The organism is uncultured Faecalicoccus sp. (assembly GCF_944325745.1).
GTDB lineage: Bacteria > Bacillota_I > Bacilli_A > Erysipelotrichales > Erysipelotrichaceae > Faecalicoccus.
Genome location: NZ_CALVBG010000001.1, coordinates 17,798 through 32,781, shown reverse-complemented (window position 1 = coordinate 32,781; position 14,984 = coordinate 17,798). Strand labels below are relative to the sequence as shown.

Here is a 14,984-nt window from a genome sequence, read left to right as displayed (position 1 = left end):
ATGTTTGCGCATCCTCTCAATTCTTTCTTGTTTCACTAAAATTTGGTATACTTTAAAACGGTGATAATATGGAATTTAAAATCACAATCGATCAGTTTGAAGGACCGTTGGATTTAATGCTGCATCTGATCAAAGAAAACAAGTTGGATCTCTTTGATCTAGATATGCTCATACTAGCGGATCAATATATTCATTACATCCATCAAATGGAAGATATGCATCTGGAAGTCGCAAGTGAATATCTGATTGAACTCAGCAGTTTAATTGAATATAAAAGTCGAAAACTTCTGCCAAGAGAAGAAGTCGTAGTGGATGATGATTATGAAGAAGTAGAGCGAAATCGTTTGGTATCAAGGTTGTTGGAATACCAGAAGTTTAAAGAAGTAACGATGGAGCTTAAAGATTCTTATGAAAAACGTCAATTACACTATACTCGGCCGCAAGCTTCTATGGCTTCGCAATGGTCGATCCCGATACAGCAAGATCAATTATCCTTGCAGTCACCTTATGAATTGATGAAAGCCATGAATCGGGTGATACAGCGCAAGATCCTGTTGGAACCTTATGAGACCAAGGTTACGATCAAAGAAATGTCTTTAGAAGATCGGCGCGCTATGATCTTGCCACGGATCCAAGCTTTACAGGGGCCCATCTTTTTTGATGATCTCTGTGACGACTGCACAGATCTTCACATGTTGATCGTGACTTTTTTGGCAGTGTTGGATTTGATCTACCAAAAAAAGCTGACATTTACTTTAACTGACGATGATAAGATCGTTCTTAGAAAGGATGACACTTTATGAAAGAGTACAAATCAATCGTTGAAGGTTTGATTTTTTTAAGCGGAGAAGAAGGTCTTTCTTTTCAACAAATCAAACAAGCTGTTGATTGTGATTCAGATTCGACCCTCAATGACATCCTTGACCAATTAAAACAAGAATATCAGGACCAGGAACACGGATTTGAACTGGTTGAATACGCCAGCCGTTACAAATTTGTCACAAAAGAAAGTGTATATCCTTATGGACAAAAGCTTTTTGAATCGATAAAAACTCCGACACTTTCTCAGGCTGCTCTGGAAACTTTAGCAATCATCGCTTATAAGCAGCCGATCACACGTGTAGAAATAGAAGAGATTCGCGGCGTAAATTGTGAAATGATGTTGAAAAAACTGCAGGCACGTGGTTTAGTAGATGCCAAAGATCGCTTGGATGCGGTGGGGAAACCCTTGCTCTATTGTGTTACAGATGCCTTTTTAGATGCTTTTCAACTCCAGACCTTGGCAGAATTGCCAGATCTTCCCACCATTGCCCAAGAAGATGAATTATTCAAGGAGGATGATGCGTAGTGGAACGTTTACAAAAAATCATCGCACAATCCGGATATTGTTCGCGCCGTAAAGCCGAAGAACTGATCTTGCAGGGAAGAGTGAAGGTCAATGGGAAAATCGTTGATATTTTAGGAACCAAGGTTCGTCCGCAAGATGACATTCAAGTGGATGGAAAACGGATTGAAAAAGAAGAAAAAATCTATTATGTCATCAACAAACCAAAAGGCTGTGTTACCACCAGCAAAGATCAATATAATCGCAAAACCGTATTAGACTATATCTCTGTCAAGGAACGAATCTATCCGGTAGGACGTTTGGATTACGATACCAGCGGCGTATTGTTTTTGACCAATGACGGACAGTTCACCAATCAAATGATCCATCCAAGATATCATCTGCCTAAGACATACCTTGTCAATCTTCAGGGAATTCTATCGGACCAGGATATTCGCGATCTTCGAAAGGGGCTCCATACCAAAGAAGCCGATTATCAGCCTTGCCGGGTCCATCTGTTAGAAACGGATCCGGTTCTGCAAAGATGTCGCTTTGAATTGACAATCTATGAAGGAAAAAATCATCAAGTGAAAAAAATGATGGAAGCTCTAGGGCATCATGTTCGCCGTTTACACAGAACGCGTTTCGCTTTTATCAGTGCGGATGATTTAAAACCGGGTGAATATCGTCGTCTAAAACCTTTTGAAGTTAAGAAGTTAATGAATTTAAGTATGCAAGGAGGATGCAAATGAAACAAGTTTTTGTAGAAGATCCATGTATGCTTCATGCGCCGATTTCGTTAGATCCTAAACAAGCACACCATCTTTTTGATGTTCTGCGCATCCAAAAAAAAGAGACCATTCGCGTTGTCAGCAAAAAGGGCGGTACTTTTCTGGCACATCCTTTAGATAAACCGTATCTCTATGTTTTTGATGAGATAGAAGTTCCGCGAAGTGCTAAGCACATTACGCTGTGTACGTCTTTGATCAAACAGGATCGTTTTGAATTGATTCTTCAAAAAGCTTGTGAATTAGGTGTAACGAAGATCGTTCCTTTCACTTCTGCTTTCAGCATTATTCGAATTGACCCGAAAAAAATGGACAAAAAAATGGAACGATGGCAGCAGATTATTTTCGATGCGTGTAAACAATGCAACCGCAATGATCTCGTTGAATTAGAAGCGATACAAAATATTGAATCTTTGCACAACTATCAGCAAGATTGTAATTTGGTTTGTTACGAAAAACAAAATGATCCCGCTTATCATCTCTCGCATTTTTTAAAAAAAGACCCCGGCAGCATTACGATCGTAATCGGGCCGGAAGGGGGCTTTGATGTGAATGAGATCGATATTTTAGAAGATGATCATTTTATCCCTGTCACATTAGGCAAAAGGATCTTACGCGCTGAGACAGCCGCCTTTTATGCTTTATCTTGCATTGATTATCAACATTCTTTGTCAAAGGAGGAACAATAAATGCGGGTTTCGATTACGACATTGGGATGTAAAGTTAATGCATACGAATCGAATTACTATGCTCAACAACTCCAGGAGCACGGATTTATCGTCGTCAATCCGGATGAACCTGCCGATCTATGCATTATCAATACGTGTACGGTCACAAATACGGCAGCTTCTAAATCTCGTCAGAAAATCCATGCTTTAAAAAAGCGAAATCCCAATGCCTTGATCGTTGTGGTCGGCTGTTATGTACAAAATGCCACGCCTAAACAACGAGAAGACCTAAAAGCAGATCTCATCATTGGGGCTAAATATAAAAATCAACTCGTCTTTTTGATTGAATCGCTGATTCAAGAACATCAAACAAAAGATCTCGTTGATGACATTTCAGATTTTACCCAGTTCGAAGAAATGCCCATTCATGTTTTTGAATCTAAACATCGCGCTTTTTTGAAAATCGAAGATGGATGTAATCAATTTTGTACGTATTGTGCGATTCCGTATGCTCGCGGTCCTCAGCGGTCATTAAAATTCGAACACGCGGTTTCCATCGCTCAAGAACTTGCGAAAAAAGGACATCGCGAGATCGTGTTGACAGGGATCCATACTGGACGATATTTTGATCAAGGAAAATCATTAAGTGATTTATTAAAAGTCCTGCTTGAAAAGGTTGACGAAGAAGTCTATTTTCGTATTTCCAGTATTGAGATCACTGAAGTTGACGATACCTTGATTGATTTGATGAAACATCATAAGCGTCTTTGTCATCATCTACATATTCCTGTACAGTCGGGATGTAATGAGACGTTGAAACGAATGAATCGGCCTTATACGATCGAAGAATTTATCGCTAGATTAGAACACATTCGCAAAGAGATCCCCGATATCTCCATTTCAACGGATGTGATCTGCGGATTTGTACAAGAAAGTGATGAAGAATTCCAAACCACATTAAAGAACATGGAAAAATGTCGTTTTTCTTTTATGCACGTTTTCCCGTATTCGAAAAGAAACGGAACCAAAGCGAGTACCATGAAAGGTGAGGTCCATGGCTCGATTGCGAAACAAAGAGTTTCTCAATTATTAGAACTCTCTTCTTGTCTTCGCTATAACGACATGCAGCGTTTTTCAACCTTGGATGTCTTGATAGAAAAACAAGATCCACCCGGAGTCTATCATGGATATTCCTCTCAATATCATCCGGTACAGATTATTTCAGACAAACCGCTGTTCGGTCGCATTCAATGTCGATGGGATCGAATTGAAAACAATGTTTATATCGTCAATCAGAAAGAAGGATTTTCATGCGATTAAGTAAGCTATTTAAAAATGCTCCCACAGTCAATATTACGGGACTTTGTTTTGATTCCCGGAAAGTAAAAAAAGGAGATATGTATTTCTGTTTATCAGGAATGACTTTTGATGGTCACGATTTTATTCCGCAAGCGATTGAAAAAGGTGCGATTGCTATCGTTCATTCCAAGGAGATTATCGATAAGATCCCCGGAGTCATCTATATCCAAGTTGAGGATGTAACGACATGCATGAACCAATGTGCACGATTATTTTATTCAAAACCATCGGATAAGATGACTATGTATGGAATTACAGGAACAAACGGAAAGAGTTCTTGTGCAAATATCATCAAATATATTCGTGATCTTAAAGAACCTTGCGGTTATATCGGCACCATAGCAATCGAATATGGCAAGGTTCGGATTGCTCCTGACTTGACTACGCCGGATGCGTTGTTTCTTCAAAGAAAGCTCAGCGATATGGTGCGCGCCGGAATGAAATCTTGTGCTCTGGAGGTCAGCAGTCATGGATTGTCTCAACATCGTGTTGATGGGATTCGTTTTGATGTTGCGATCTTTACCAATCTGACTTACGACCACCTCGATTTTCACGGAACGATGGAAAATTATTTTGAGGCAAAATCCATTTTGTTTAAACAGCTGGTCAAAGAAGATGGGATTTCGATCTTAAATATCGATGATGATCGCTACGAAGATTTAAAAGAATGTTCCCGCGCTCGTGTTGTTTCTTACGGTATTGATCAGAATTGCGATTACCGGGCCATCAATATTCATGAAAATGCGAAATCGACAACGTTTGATCTCGCATACAAAGGACAAAAATATCCTGTTAAGACAAGTTTAGTTGCGCGATATAATGTCTATAATCTTTTAGCTTGTATCGCTGCCTTACATGAAACGGGCATGAGTTTGCCTGTCATTCTTCAGTCTTGTACAAAGATTCCGCAAATCGATGGACGAATGGAACAAATCGAATGTGGGCAGCCATTCCATGTGGTGGTTGATTTTGCCCATACGCCGGATGGAATGGAACAAATGCTTCGCTATGGTCGCCAGGTGGCTGCGGATAAAGGGCGTGTGATCACTGTCTTTGGTTCGGCAGGAAAACGTGATATCGCCAAACGAAAAGTATTTGGTGAATTGGCGGATCAATATGCCGATCTGATCATATTAACGGAAGATGATCCTCGTGATGAAAATCCCAAAGATATCGCAGATCAAATCAAAGAAGGAATTCAAAATAAACCGAATCTCTTTGTGGAAGACCGCTATGAAGCAATTCGCCAGGCAATTGATAATGCATCCAAAGGGGATGTTGTATTGATCTTGGGAAAAGGGGATGAACCTTTTATGTACCACGAGAGCGGAAGAGTCCCTTGGGTAGGGGACAACATTTGTGCTGTGGAATGTTTAAAAGCGGCCGGATATGCCGAAAACATCGACTCTTAACGATTTTCTTGGCCAAATCGGCCTTTCAAACTTGAAATCGAAGAATGGGTTTGCTATAATTCGAATGGTTATTAACTCAGGAAGGGAGGTTATTTGATGCCAAAGGTAGTTCTTAAAGAGAACGAACAGCTTGATGATGCATTAAGAAGATTCAAGCGTCAGGTTTCTCGAAACGGCACCCTTGCTGAGGCCCGAAAAAGAGAATTTTACGTAAAACCAGGTGTACGCAGAAAGTTGAAATCAGAAGCTGCACGTAAGGCACGTAGAGGAAAATAAGGATCTGCATTTGCAGATTCTTTTTGTGTTTAAGGAGGAATCATGACTTTTCACACAATCGATTTGAGCGATAAAAGTTTTGAATCTATTCAACAGTTTATTGGGTTTGAAGATGAAAACTTATCCGAATTAAAAAAATTTTTTAAATGTGACTTCATTTTACGAGATCAAATGCTGAAGTTTGAGTCTGAGCAGTTTGAACTGATCCAGCAAGTCGTTCAAGCTTGTTTTCAATTGATCGATCGCCATCGAACGCTCTCACGCCAAGACATCTCTTATCTATGTCGATTGGCCAAGGATGAGAAATTAAATCAATTTAAACCTTCTCATCTTCAAATGGTCGCAAAGACCAAATCTGGAAAAGTCATTTATCCTAAAACGCTAGGGCAGGCTATTTTATGTGAAGCCTTTCGACATTACAATATCATATTCGCTACGGGTGTAGCCGGGACAGGGAAAACTTACTTAGCTGTTTGCCATGCCGTCAATGCATTAAAAGAGCATAAAATCGAAAAGATCATTTTAACTCGTCCTGCGGTGGAAGCTGGCGAATCTTTAGGTTTTTTACCAGGAGATATGAAGGAAAAAGTAGATCCTTACCTGCGCCCGCTTTATGATGCATTATACGATATGCTTGGTGTTGAAACGGTTGAAAAACTGATTGAAAAACAAGTCATTGAAATTGCACCCTTAGCCTTTATGCGAGGTCGAACTTTAAACAAAGCAATTGTTATTTTAGATGAAGCTCAAAATACTACAAAATCACAGATGAAGATGTTTTTAACACGAATGGGCAATGAAGCACAACTGATCGTCAACGGAGATATCACTCAGATAGATTTGATCCGCAAAGAAGATTCCGGTTTGTTACAAGCAACTCAGATCTTAACGGATATCGATCAAATTGGAATCGTGCATATGCAGAATGCAGATGTGGTTCGTCATCCGCTCGTGCAAAAAATCATTGAGCGATATGCAGAGATTGAAAAATAGAGAGCTCTAAGCTATACTAGAAAGGAATTTGAGGTGAAATAAATGGGAAGACATTTTGAAGTACGTGCTGCGGCAATGCAGAAGACCGCAAATCAAAAAGCCAAGATCTATTCTCGATATTCAAAAGAAATCTTGGTAGCTGCTAAAAATGGGGATCCAAATCCAGATATGAATCAGACATTGAAAAAGGCAATCGAACGTGCGAAAGCCAACAATGTCCCCGCTGATGTTATTAAGCGTGCAATTGACAAGGCAAAATCAAGTGCTGATGAAAATTATTCAAGTGCTCGCTATGAAGGCTTCGGGTCTGGTGGAGGAAGCACGATCATTATTGACTGCTTGACGGATAATCCAAATCGTACCATTGCGAATCTTCGTGCCTGCTTTAATAAGAGCCATGCAAAATTAGGTGTAGGCGGATCCGTTAGTTTCGGGTATGAACATTTAGGGGTTTTCGTGATTCAATATGATGATGAAGAAGCGATGATGGATTGCCTGATCGAAAAAGACATCGACCTTAAAGAAATTGAAATCGAAGAAGGCTATATGACCATCACTGTCGAGCCTACGCAACTTGATGATGCCAAGGAAGCAATCGAAGCATTGATCCCGGGTGTTAAGTTTGAAGTGCTGGAAGATAAGATGGTTCCCAATGAAACGGTTTCTTTAGAAGGGGAAGATCTCGATTTGTTCAAACGACTGGTTACATTACTGGATGATGTTGACGATGTTCAAAATGTCTATCACAATGTAGATAATTTAAATTAATTCGTTGAAGAAGACAGGCTTGTTTAGAAGCTTATAGAGAAGATCTGGCTGGTGGAAAGATCTAGCGGAAAACAAGAAGACACTTTGGAGAAGTCAGTTAAAAGCTGACCGTTTGTCGCGTTAAGACATGAGTGCATGTTCCTAGAACATGAAGTAAGGTGGTACCGCGTGAAAACGTCCTTATATAAGGGCGTTTTTTTGCTTAATAAGGAGGAAATTATGGCATATCAAATCCCTCGTGGCTGTCAGGATTTATTACCGGAAGACAGTTACGCCTGGCAAAGCATTGAAAGAACATTACGTGAATTTTGTTATCTCTATAACTATGATGAGATTCGCACACCTATTTTTGAACATACCAATGTATTTAAAAGAGAAAACGACTCCAGCGATATGGTCAATAAAGAAATGTACACTTTTAATCCGGAGAATTCAAAAACATCGTTAACGATTCGTCCTGAAGGAACTGCCGGTGTCGTTCGATCTTTTGTGGAGAATAAAATGTATGCGAACCCTGATCTTCCTGTCAAATTATTCTATATGGGCATGATGGCCCGTCATGAACGTCCTCAAAAGGGAAGATTGCGTTTGTTCAATCAATTTGGTGTTGAATGTTTAGGCAACAAAAGTCCCTATACGGATGTTGAAACGATCGTTTTAGCGTATTCGATCTTAAAAGCTTTAGGCCTGCAAGACCTAAAAGTTTGTATCAACACCTTAGGAGACGAAGAATCAAGAAAGGACTATCGTGAAGCTTTAAAAGCTTATTTTGCGCCTTATTTGGATGATCTTTGTGCCGATTGTAAACGCCGATATGAACAAAATCCTTTAAGGATCTTAGATTGTAAAGTCGATCGGGATCATCCATGCATGCAAAATGTTCCTAAGATCTCGGAATATCTCAATGCATCGAGCCAGGAGTATTTTCAAACCGTTCTCTCACTGCTTGATGAACTGGAAATCCCATATGAAGTGGATGCCGGCCTGGTTCGTGGTCTTGATTATTACACACATACCGTGTTTGAAATCATTTCCTTAAATCCGGAGATGGGCGCTCAGTCAACAGTTTTAGCTGGTGGACGTTATGACAATTTGATCCCATATTACGGTGGACCCCAGGAGATGAGCGGAATTGGCTGGGCGTTAGGGATGGAACGACTTTTGATTGCGTTAGAAGCGGAAGGCATTGAACTGGAAAAGAAACCAGATCTGGATGTTTATGTGATGTGTTTAGATGAAAGTGCCCGCAGTTATGCATTCCAAACTTTGATCGAACTACGTGCTTATGGTTATCGCTGTGAAATGGATATGACAGGAAAAGGCTTTAAAGGGCAGTTTAAGGCAGCCGATCGATCCCATGCTCATTATGCTTTATTGATTGGCGACAATGAAAAAACAACGAACACAATCACCATCAAAAATTTGCAAAACAAAGAACAGATTACAATCGATAATGAAAATTTGATTGCATATTTGGATGAGCGCATGGAATCAGAACATCATCATCAGGAGGATTAAGAATTATTTATGGAAAGAACACATTATAATGGAGAATTGCGTCTCGAACATGTTGGACAAGAAGTTTCCTTGATTGGATGGGTCGCAAAAAAACGAAACTTTGGACAATTAAATTTTATCGATTTACGCGATCGTACAGGGATCTGTCAGCTTCTTTTCAATGAACAGTTCAGTGAACAGATCAAACCGGTGCGTAATGAATATCTGCTGCATGTTCATGGGAAAGTGATCGAACGAAAAGATAAAAATCCTGATTTAGCAACAGGTGAGATTGAAATCGAAGTCTCGTCCTTTGAAATCGTAAACACGGCGAAAACAACGCCTTTGATCATTGCGGACGAAACAGACGCATTAGAAGATACTCGTCTGGAATATCGTTATTTGGATCTAAGAAGACCGGTTATGCAGAAAAAATTGATGATGCGCCATCAAATCACACGCAGTCTACGCGATTTTTTAGATCATCATGGATTTATCGAAATTGAAACACCAATGTTAGGAAAGAGCACCCCAGAAGGGGCGCGTGACTACCTGGTTCCATCGCGTGTACATCCGGGCAGTTTCTATGCTTTACCACAATCTCCTCAGCTTTATAAACAATTATTGATGATTAGCGGTTTTGAACGTTATTATCAGTTCGCTCGCTGCTTCAGAGATGAGGATCTGAGAGCGGATCGCCAAACCGATTTTACACAGGTCGATATTGAAACGAGTTTCTTAAGCGAAGATGAAATCATTTCTATGATGGAAGAGATGATGGTCAAACTCATGAAAGAAGTAAAGGGCATCGATGTGCAGGCGCCGTTTTTGCGGTTGACCTACCATGAAGCGATGAATCGCTATGGTAGTGATAAGCCGGATAATCGTTTTGGAATGGAACTTCAGGAATTGACTGCATTATTTGAAAATACTGAATTTCAAGTTTTCCGTTCCGTGATCGATGCCAACGGAAGTATTAAAGGGATCGTAGTTCCTGATTTTGCTCATATCTCTCGAAAACAAATCGATGCGTTCACTGCCTTAGCCAAGAAAAACGGTGCAAAGGGATTAGTGGTTTTAAAAGCCTTAGATTCCGATTTAACAGGTTCTGCACGCAAATTCTTGAAAGATGAGGAAGTCAAAGCGCTCTATGAACATTTACAATTAAAAGAAAACGACTGTCTGTTTATCGTCAGTGATCAATGGTTAAGAACGTGTACTGTTCTTGGCGCATTGAGAAATGAAATCGGTAGTCAACTTGGTTTAAAACATAAAGACGAATTTTCATTCCTTTGGGTTACGGAATTTCCTATGTTTGAATACTCTGAAGAATTAGGAAGATATCAGGCAAGTCATCATCCTTTTACGCAGCCAATGCAGGAGGATATTCCTTTATTGGATACGGATGTCGAAAAAGTACGTGCCAATGCCTATGACATTGTGTTAAATGGTTATGAACTTGGGGGAGGAAGTCTTCGTATTTACGACAATCATCTTCAAGAAAAGATCTTTGAATTGTTAGACTTTACTGAGCAGCAAATTAAAGATAAATTTGGATTCTTTATCGATGCCTTCCAGTATGGAACTCCGCCTCATGGCGGATTGGCATTTGGATTGGATCGCATCGCTATGATTTTAAGCGAAAGCGATTCGATTCGTGATGTGATCGCGTTCCCAAAAAATGCCAATGCGAAATGTCCAATGTCCAAAGCTCCGACACCAGTCGATCAGGCACAATTGGATGAGCTTCATATCGTGATTTCCGATGTAAAATAAGGACTGTTTGACACAGTCCTTTTTTCGATAGACATAGCGTGATTTAAATGTCAAGTCTTGTATTCTTGATAAATCTTAGTTATGATGAAATTGCCCAAGGACATTACATTTTTCCTACACTTTGAGATAAGGGAGACCGGATGTTGTTATTTTGTGTTGAAGACCCGCTACGCGTGGGGATCCTAAGACTTAACACAGGTCACCCACCTGTACACACAGGGAAAGATCTCTGCTCCTTGGGGTCTTTTTTTCACAAAAATAAGGGGATTTATAACAGGGGATTTGAATACCGACATAAATAATGTCAAAACCTTTTCTATAGTATATTTGAAAGAAAGGTGTTGTTTATGAAAGCAATTCTATCCTGTATGTTCATTGATCCCTATTTTTTTCTTTTAGCACTTTTGCAGATGACCTCCTGGGTCTTGTTTTTCTTGATAGCGATTCGATGCATACGAAAGATATTATTTGATCATAATGATGAGGAATGTTATGAATAAAAAAGATGAGTTTATTCAAATCTATACAGATCAGATCAAAAGAGAAGGAGCTTCCGCTTTTTTAGAGTATCTTTGCTCTTCCAAATCGGATTTTTTTACCGCTCCGGCCAGTACGCGTTTTCACGGAAATTATGCCGGCGGATTAGTCGAACATAGTCTAAATGTTTATTATTGTCTCCAAGATTATTTAAGCCGCGATCGCGTCAAAGAGCAGTATCAGATGAATTATTCGCAGGAAACGATTGCGTTGGTCGCTCTCTTGCACGATGTCTGCAAGATCAATGTGTATCGTCAAGAACAAAGAAATAAGAAAGTAAACGGGACATGGGTGCAAGTTCCTTATTATGAATTTGATGATCCTATGCCGTATGGTCATGGAGAAAAAAGTGTATATATGATCACACCCTATATGAAATTGTCGCGTGAGGAAGCTTTCGCCATTCGATATCATATGGGATTCTCTAATGAAGATTCCAGTCGAAATGTAGGATATACCTTTGAACATTTTCCGTTAGCCTTTGCCTTGAGCACGGCAGACATGGAAGCGACTTATTATTGTGATTCAAAACAAAAATAAAGCACAAAACATTACGCTTTGTGCTTTTTCTTATGCCAGAGAGAAACTTGTTGTTCATTTGATAAAGCCGTTAGAAAATTGTCTCTGGCTTGAGGATATGAATCATAGATCTTCTCTAACATTTCTTTCATTTCCTGTCTCATCGTTATTCCGTCATTAGGACAGATCTTCTTTGCACTAGGGATCCTGTTGACCTGACAAACATGAATGATCTGAGATTCTTTACAATAGATCAAAGGACGGATCATGGACATGTCCATGCGCGACATATATTGTACGGGCTGGAAGGTTGCGATTTTTGATCCGTGGATCATGTTCATAAATAGAGTTTCGATTGCGTCATCCTGATGATGGCCCAAAGCAATCTTATTGCAGGATAAAGCCTTTGCCTTTTCAAACAGAACGCCTTTTTTCAAAGTTGAACAAAGGGAACAAGGCAATCGTCCCTTTGATGTCGGATGTTGTTTTAAGATATCATAAATTTTAGTTTTTTCGATATATAATTCGAGGTCGTGCTGTTTCGCAAAATCGATCATCGTTTGATTAACAGTATCTTCAAATCCGACATCAACATGGATCGCACATAACTCAAACGAATGTTTGGAAAACTTCTGATAGACCGACAACGCTAAAAACAGAAGCATGCTGTCTTTTCCGCCGCTGAGCGCCACCGCAATTCGATCACCGTCTTCAATCATTTCAAAATCCTGATCCGCATTGCGAATCGCTCTGAGAATGGGTTGTATTTTCATATCTTCTCCTTTGCTCCTGTTAGGTATTATATAGCAGTTGCCAAGGTTTTCAAAAAAAAGTAAAATAATCCTGGTGATGACATGGATGGAGTTTTGATCGTCAATAAACCGGCTGGAATGACCAGTCATGATGTCGTGAATCAGATCCGAAGAATTTTTCATACCAAAAAAGTAGGCCATACCGGTACGCTGGATCCTATGGCTACCGGTGTGTTGATTGTCCTGGTGGGGAAGGCATGTAAGATTTTACAATTCTTAAAAGATACAGATAAAACCTATCAGGCAGAAATCGCCCTAGGATATTCAACGGATACGATGGATGTTCATGGTCAGATCTTGGAACAAAAGCCTATTGATTGGAATTTTGATTTTGAAGCTGTTTTAGAAACCTTTTTGGGAGAACATCAACAATTGGTCCCGATGACGTCCGCCAAAAAAATCAACGGAAAAAAACTCATGGAATATCAAAGAGCCGGGCAGAAAATCGAACCTATCTATCAAAATATCAATATCTATTCTATTCAGCCGCTGGATCCGGAAAAGCTCCTTTTTGAGGTTCATTGTTCTTCCGGGACTTATGTCCGCTCGATCTGTGATGAATTTGCGAAAAAAACCAATAACCTTGGCTGTATGAAGAGCCTTGTTCGAACATCTGTTGGACGCTTTGATCTGGACGATGCACAAACATTAGAACAGATTAAAACCAATCCTCATTTTTATTCTATTTTGTCACTGTTAGACCATTTGCCATGTATTGAAATCAAAGATCCTCAAAATGTGTATCACGGCAAACCTTTAGCGCTGGACACTGACTCAGATCTTGTGTTATTGACGCATGATCAAGATCCGCTGTCCATCTATCAAAAAGATGCTTCTGGTTTGTATCGCAGCAAAAGGGGGTTGTGGTAATATGGACATCTATAGAATTGATCATACTCAATTACCATCTCTATCCGATTCGGTTGCATGCATCGGTTTTTTTGATGGATTGCATCGAGGTCACCAAGCTTTGATTGAAGAGACGATCAAGCAAGCTTCTAAGCGAAAACTTCCCAGTTCTTTGATTACATTTGACCCCGATCCATGGACCATCTTTCATCCCGATCGAAAAATCTATCATATTCTGCCTTTGCAAGATAAGATCCATATTGTTGAAGCTATGGGTTTGGATCGGATGATCATATTACATTTTACAAAAGAGTTTGCATCTTTATCGGTCAATGATTTTCATACGCTGTTACATCAACTCCATATAAGTCATTTGATCTGCGGGTTTGATTTTGCCTATGCTTCCAGAAATCAAGGCAATGTGGAGACGTTGAAACAACAGTCCTATTTCTCAGTAAAAGTCATCGATAAGATCCAGGACAAAAACGGTAAGATCTCAAGCACAAGGATCGAAAATAGTCTTCTGCAAGGGTGGGTATTGCATGCCGGCCAAATGTTAGGCGCTTGTTACAGTTTAGAAGGCATAGTAGAACACGGCTATCATCGCGGATCTTCATTATTAAATTTTCCTACAGCTAATCTTCGATTGACTCAAGAATATTTGATTCCCAAAGAAGGGGTATACAGCGGATTAGCAGAGTGGCAATCAGTATTGTATCCCGCCATGATCAACATCGGAAAAAATCCTACATTTAAAAACCATAAGATGACCATCGAAGCGCATTTGATTGATCTTAACAAAGATCTCTATGATCAAAAGCTTCGCTTGTATTTTGTGGATCGAATCCGAGATGAAATGCGCTTTAGTGGTGTTCCGGCTTTGAAATCACAATTACAAAAAGATATTCTCTCAACCAAAAATCAATTACAAGAACACGCCGATCTGATTTTAACTACGGCTCAGCTTTGGAATAAAAATCTCTTTATGGAATAGTCTCTTTTTGTTATAATGATAAAAGAAACGAGGGTGACATATATGGCACAGGAATATATTACTTTAGAAAATCAAAGTCAATTGGGAACAGTGAAGCTCAATAAGAGTGTTTTCTCATCGATTGCATTAAATGTGATCGAAGAAGATGAAAATGTAAAACTTGTTGAAAACACTCGACTTCGAAATTCAAATACACTATCCGCACAGATCCAGGATAATCAGTTAACCATGGTTGTTCCGGTTCAGGTGAATTATAAGGCAAACGTATCGGATGTTTGCGCCAATCTTCAACACAAGATCTTTGAAAGCATTTCTTATATGACCGGATTCAAACCTGAATCTATTGAGATTCAAGTCGTTGGATTTATCTTTTAAGGAATCTTCGGATTCCTTTTTTTTAAAAGGAGAATAC

General features: G+C 39.6%; 16 protein-coding genes and 1 other annotated feature. Of the genes, 15 read left to right on the top strand and 1 reads right to left on the bottom strand.

Annotation, left to right across the window (positions count from 1 at the left end):
* Positions 1 to 68: 68 nt before the first annotated feature.
* The 12 genes from Q0J48_RS00170 (at position 69) to Q0J48_RS00115 (ending at position 11,938) form a co-directional block, all read left to right on the top strand.
* Positions 69 to 803 (top strand): segregation/condensation protein A, encoded by a 735-nt coding sequence (locus tag Q0J48_RS00170; RefSeq protein ID WP_296240364.1) that lies wholly within the window; start codon positions 69 to 71, stop codon positions 801 to 803.
* Positions 800 to 1,348, top strand: a complete 549-nt coding sequence (gene scpB / locus Q0J48_RS00165) for an SMC-Scp complex subunit ScpB (RefSeq protein WP_296240350.1) — start codon at positions 800 to 802, stop codon at positions 1,346 to 1,348. Before Q0J48_RS00170 ends, scpB begins: the two co-directional genes overlap by 4 nt.
* Complete coding sequence (locus Q0J48_RS00160; RefSeq protein ID WP_296240335.1) at positions 1,348 to 2,076, top strand: pseudouridine synthase; 729 nt, start codon at positions 1,348 to 1,350, stop codon at positions 2,074 to 2,076. The genes scpB and Q0J48_RS00160 overlap by 1 nt, the downstream gene beginning before the upstream one ends.
* Positions 2,073 to 2,801: a 16S rRNA (uracil(1498)-N(3))-methyltransferase gene (locus Q0J48_RS00155; RefSeq protein WP_296240325.1), complete on the top strand. Its 729-nt coding sequence runs from the start codon at positions 2,073 to 2,075 to the stop codon at positions 2,799 to 2,801. The genes Q0J48_RS00160 and Q0J48_RS00155 overlap by 4 nt, the downstream gene beginning before the upstream one ends.
* A complete protein-coding gene (mtaB, locus tag Q0J48_RS00150) occupies positions 2,802 to 4,100 on the top strand; it encodes a tRNA (N(6)-L-threonylcarbamoyladenosine(37)-C(2))-methylthiotransferase MtaB (protein WP_296240318.1) in 1,299 nt (432 codons plus the stop codon).
* Complete coding sequence (locus Q0J48_RS00145) at positions 4,091 to 5,551, top strand: UDP-N-acetylmuramoyl-L-alanyl-D-glutamate--2,6-diaminopimelate ligase (protein ID WP_296240314.1); 1,461 nt, start codon at positions 4,091 to 4,093, stop codon at positions 5,549 to 5,551. The genes mtaB and Q0J48_RS00145 overlap by 10 nt, the downstream gene beginning before the upstream one ends.
* Positions 5,552 to 5,647: 96 nt before the next feature.
* On the top strand, positions 5,648 to 5,827 hold the full coding sequence (rpsU, locus tag Q0J48_RS00140) for a 30S ribosomal protein S21 (RefSeq protein ID WP_016318853.1): 180 nt from the start codon (positions 5,648 to 5,650) through the stop codon (positions 5,825 to 5,827).
* A 42-nt stretch (positions 5,828 to 5,869) separates the two neighbouring features.
* A complete protein-coding gene (locus Q0J48_RS00135) occupies positions 5,870 to 6,820 on the top strand; it encodes a PhoH family protein (RefSeq protein WP_296240305.1) in 951 nt (316 codons plus the stop codon).
* A 42-nt stretch (positions 6,821 to 6,862) separates the two neighbouring features.
* Positions 6,863 to 7,588: a YebC/PmpR family DNA-binding transcriptional regulator gene (locus Q0J48_RS00130; protein ID WP_296240302.1), complete on the top strand. Its 726-nt coding sequence runs from the start codon at positions 6,863 to 6,865 to the stop codon at positions 7,586 to 7,588.
* Positions 7,584 to 7,773, top strand: a binding site (T-box leader). (Overlaps the previous gene by 5 nt.)
* A 34-nt stretch (positions 7,774 to 7,807) precedes the next feature.
* Entirely contained in the window at positions 7,808 to 9,106 is a 1,299-nt protein-coding gene (hisS, locus tag Q0J48_RS00125; RefSeq protein WP_296240301.1) for a histidine--tRNA ligase, read from the top strand.
* A 9-nt stretch (positions 9,107 to 9,115) separates the two neighbouring features.
* Positions 9,116 to 10,861, top strand: coding sequence for an aspartate--tRNA ligase (aspS, locus tag Q0J48_RS00120; RefSeq protein WP_296240295.1), 1,746 nt, complete (start codon positions 9,116 to 9,118; stop codon positions 10,859 to 10,861).
* Between the two features lie 492 nt (positions 10,862 to 11,353).
* Positions 11,354 to 11,938 (top strand): HD domain-containing protein, encoded by a 585-nt coding sequence (locus Q0J48_RS00115; RefSeq protein WP_296240291.1) that lies wholly within the window; start codon positions 11,354 to 11,356, stop codon positions 11,936 to 11,938.
* An 11-nt stretch (positions 11,939 to 11,949) separates the two neighbouring features.
* On the opposite strand, the gene Q0J48_RS00110 is transcribed toward Q0J48_RS00115, so the two are convergent.
* Positions 11,950 to 12,690 (bottom strand): ATP-binding protein, encoded by a 741-nt coding sequence (locus Q0J48_RS00110; protein ID WP_296240289.1) that lies wholly within the window; start codon positions 12,688 to 12,690, stop codon positions 11,950 to 11,952.
* A gap of 81 nt (positions 12,691 to 12,771) precedes the next feature.
* Here Q0J48_RS00110 and truB point away from each other — a divergent pair, with 81 nt between their 5' ends.
* The 3 genes from truB to Q0J48_RS00095 are packed head-to-tail and all read left to right on the top strand — an operon-like array spanning position 12,772 to position 14,947.
* Entirely contained in the window at positions 12,772 to 13,599 is an 828-nt protein-coding gene (gene truB / locus Q0J48_RS00105; RefSeq protein ID WP_296240285.1) for a tRNA pseudouridine(55) synthase TruB, read from the top strand.
* Between the two features lies 1 nt (position 13,600).
* Positions 13,601 to 14,572, top strand: coding sequence for a riboflavin biosynthesis protein RibF (ribF, locus tag Q0J48_RS00100; RefSeq protein ID WP_296240276.1), 972 nt, complete (start codon positions 13,601 to 13,603; stop codon positions 14,570 to 14,572).
* Positions 14,573 to 14,614: 42 nt separating this feature from the next.
* Positions 14,615 to 14,947, top strand: a complete 333-nt coding sequence (locus Q0J48_RS00095; protein ID WP_296240269.1) for an Asp23/Gls24 family envelope stress response protein — start codon at positions 14,615 to 14,617, stop codon at positions 14,945 to 14,947.
* Positions 14,948 to 14,984 lie beyond the last annotated feature (37 nt).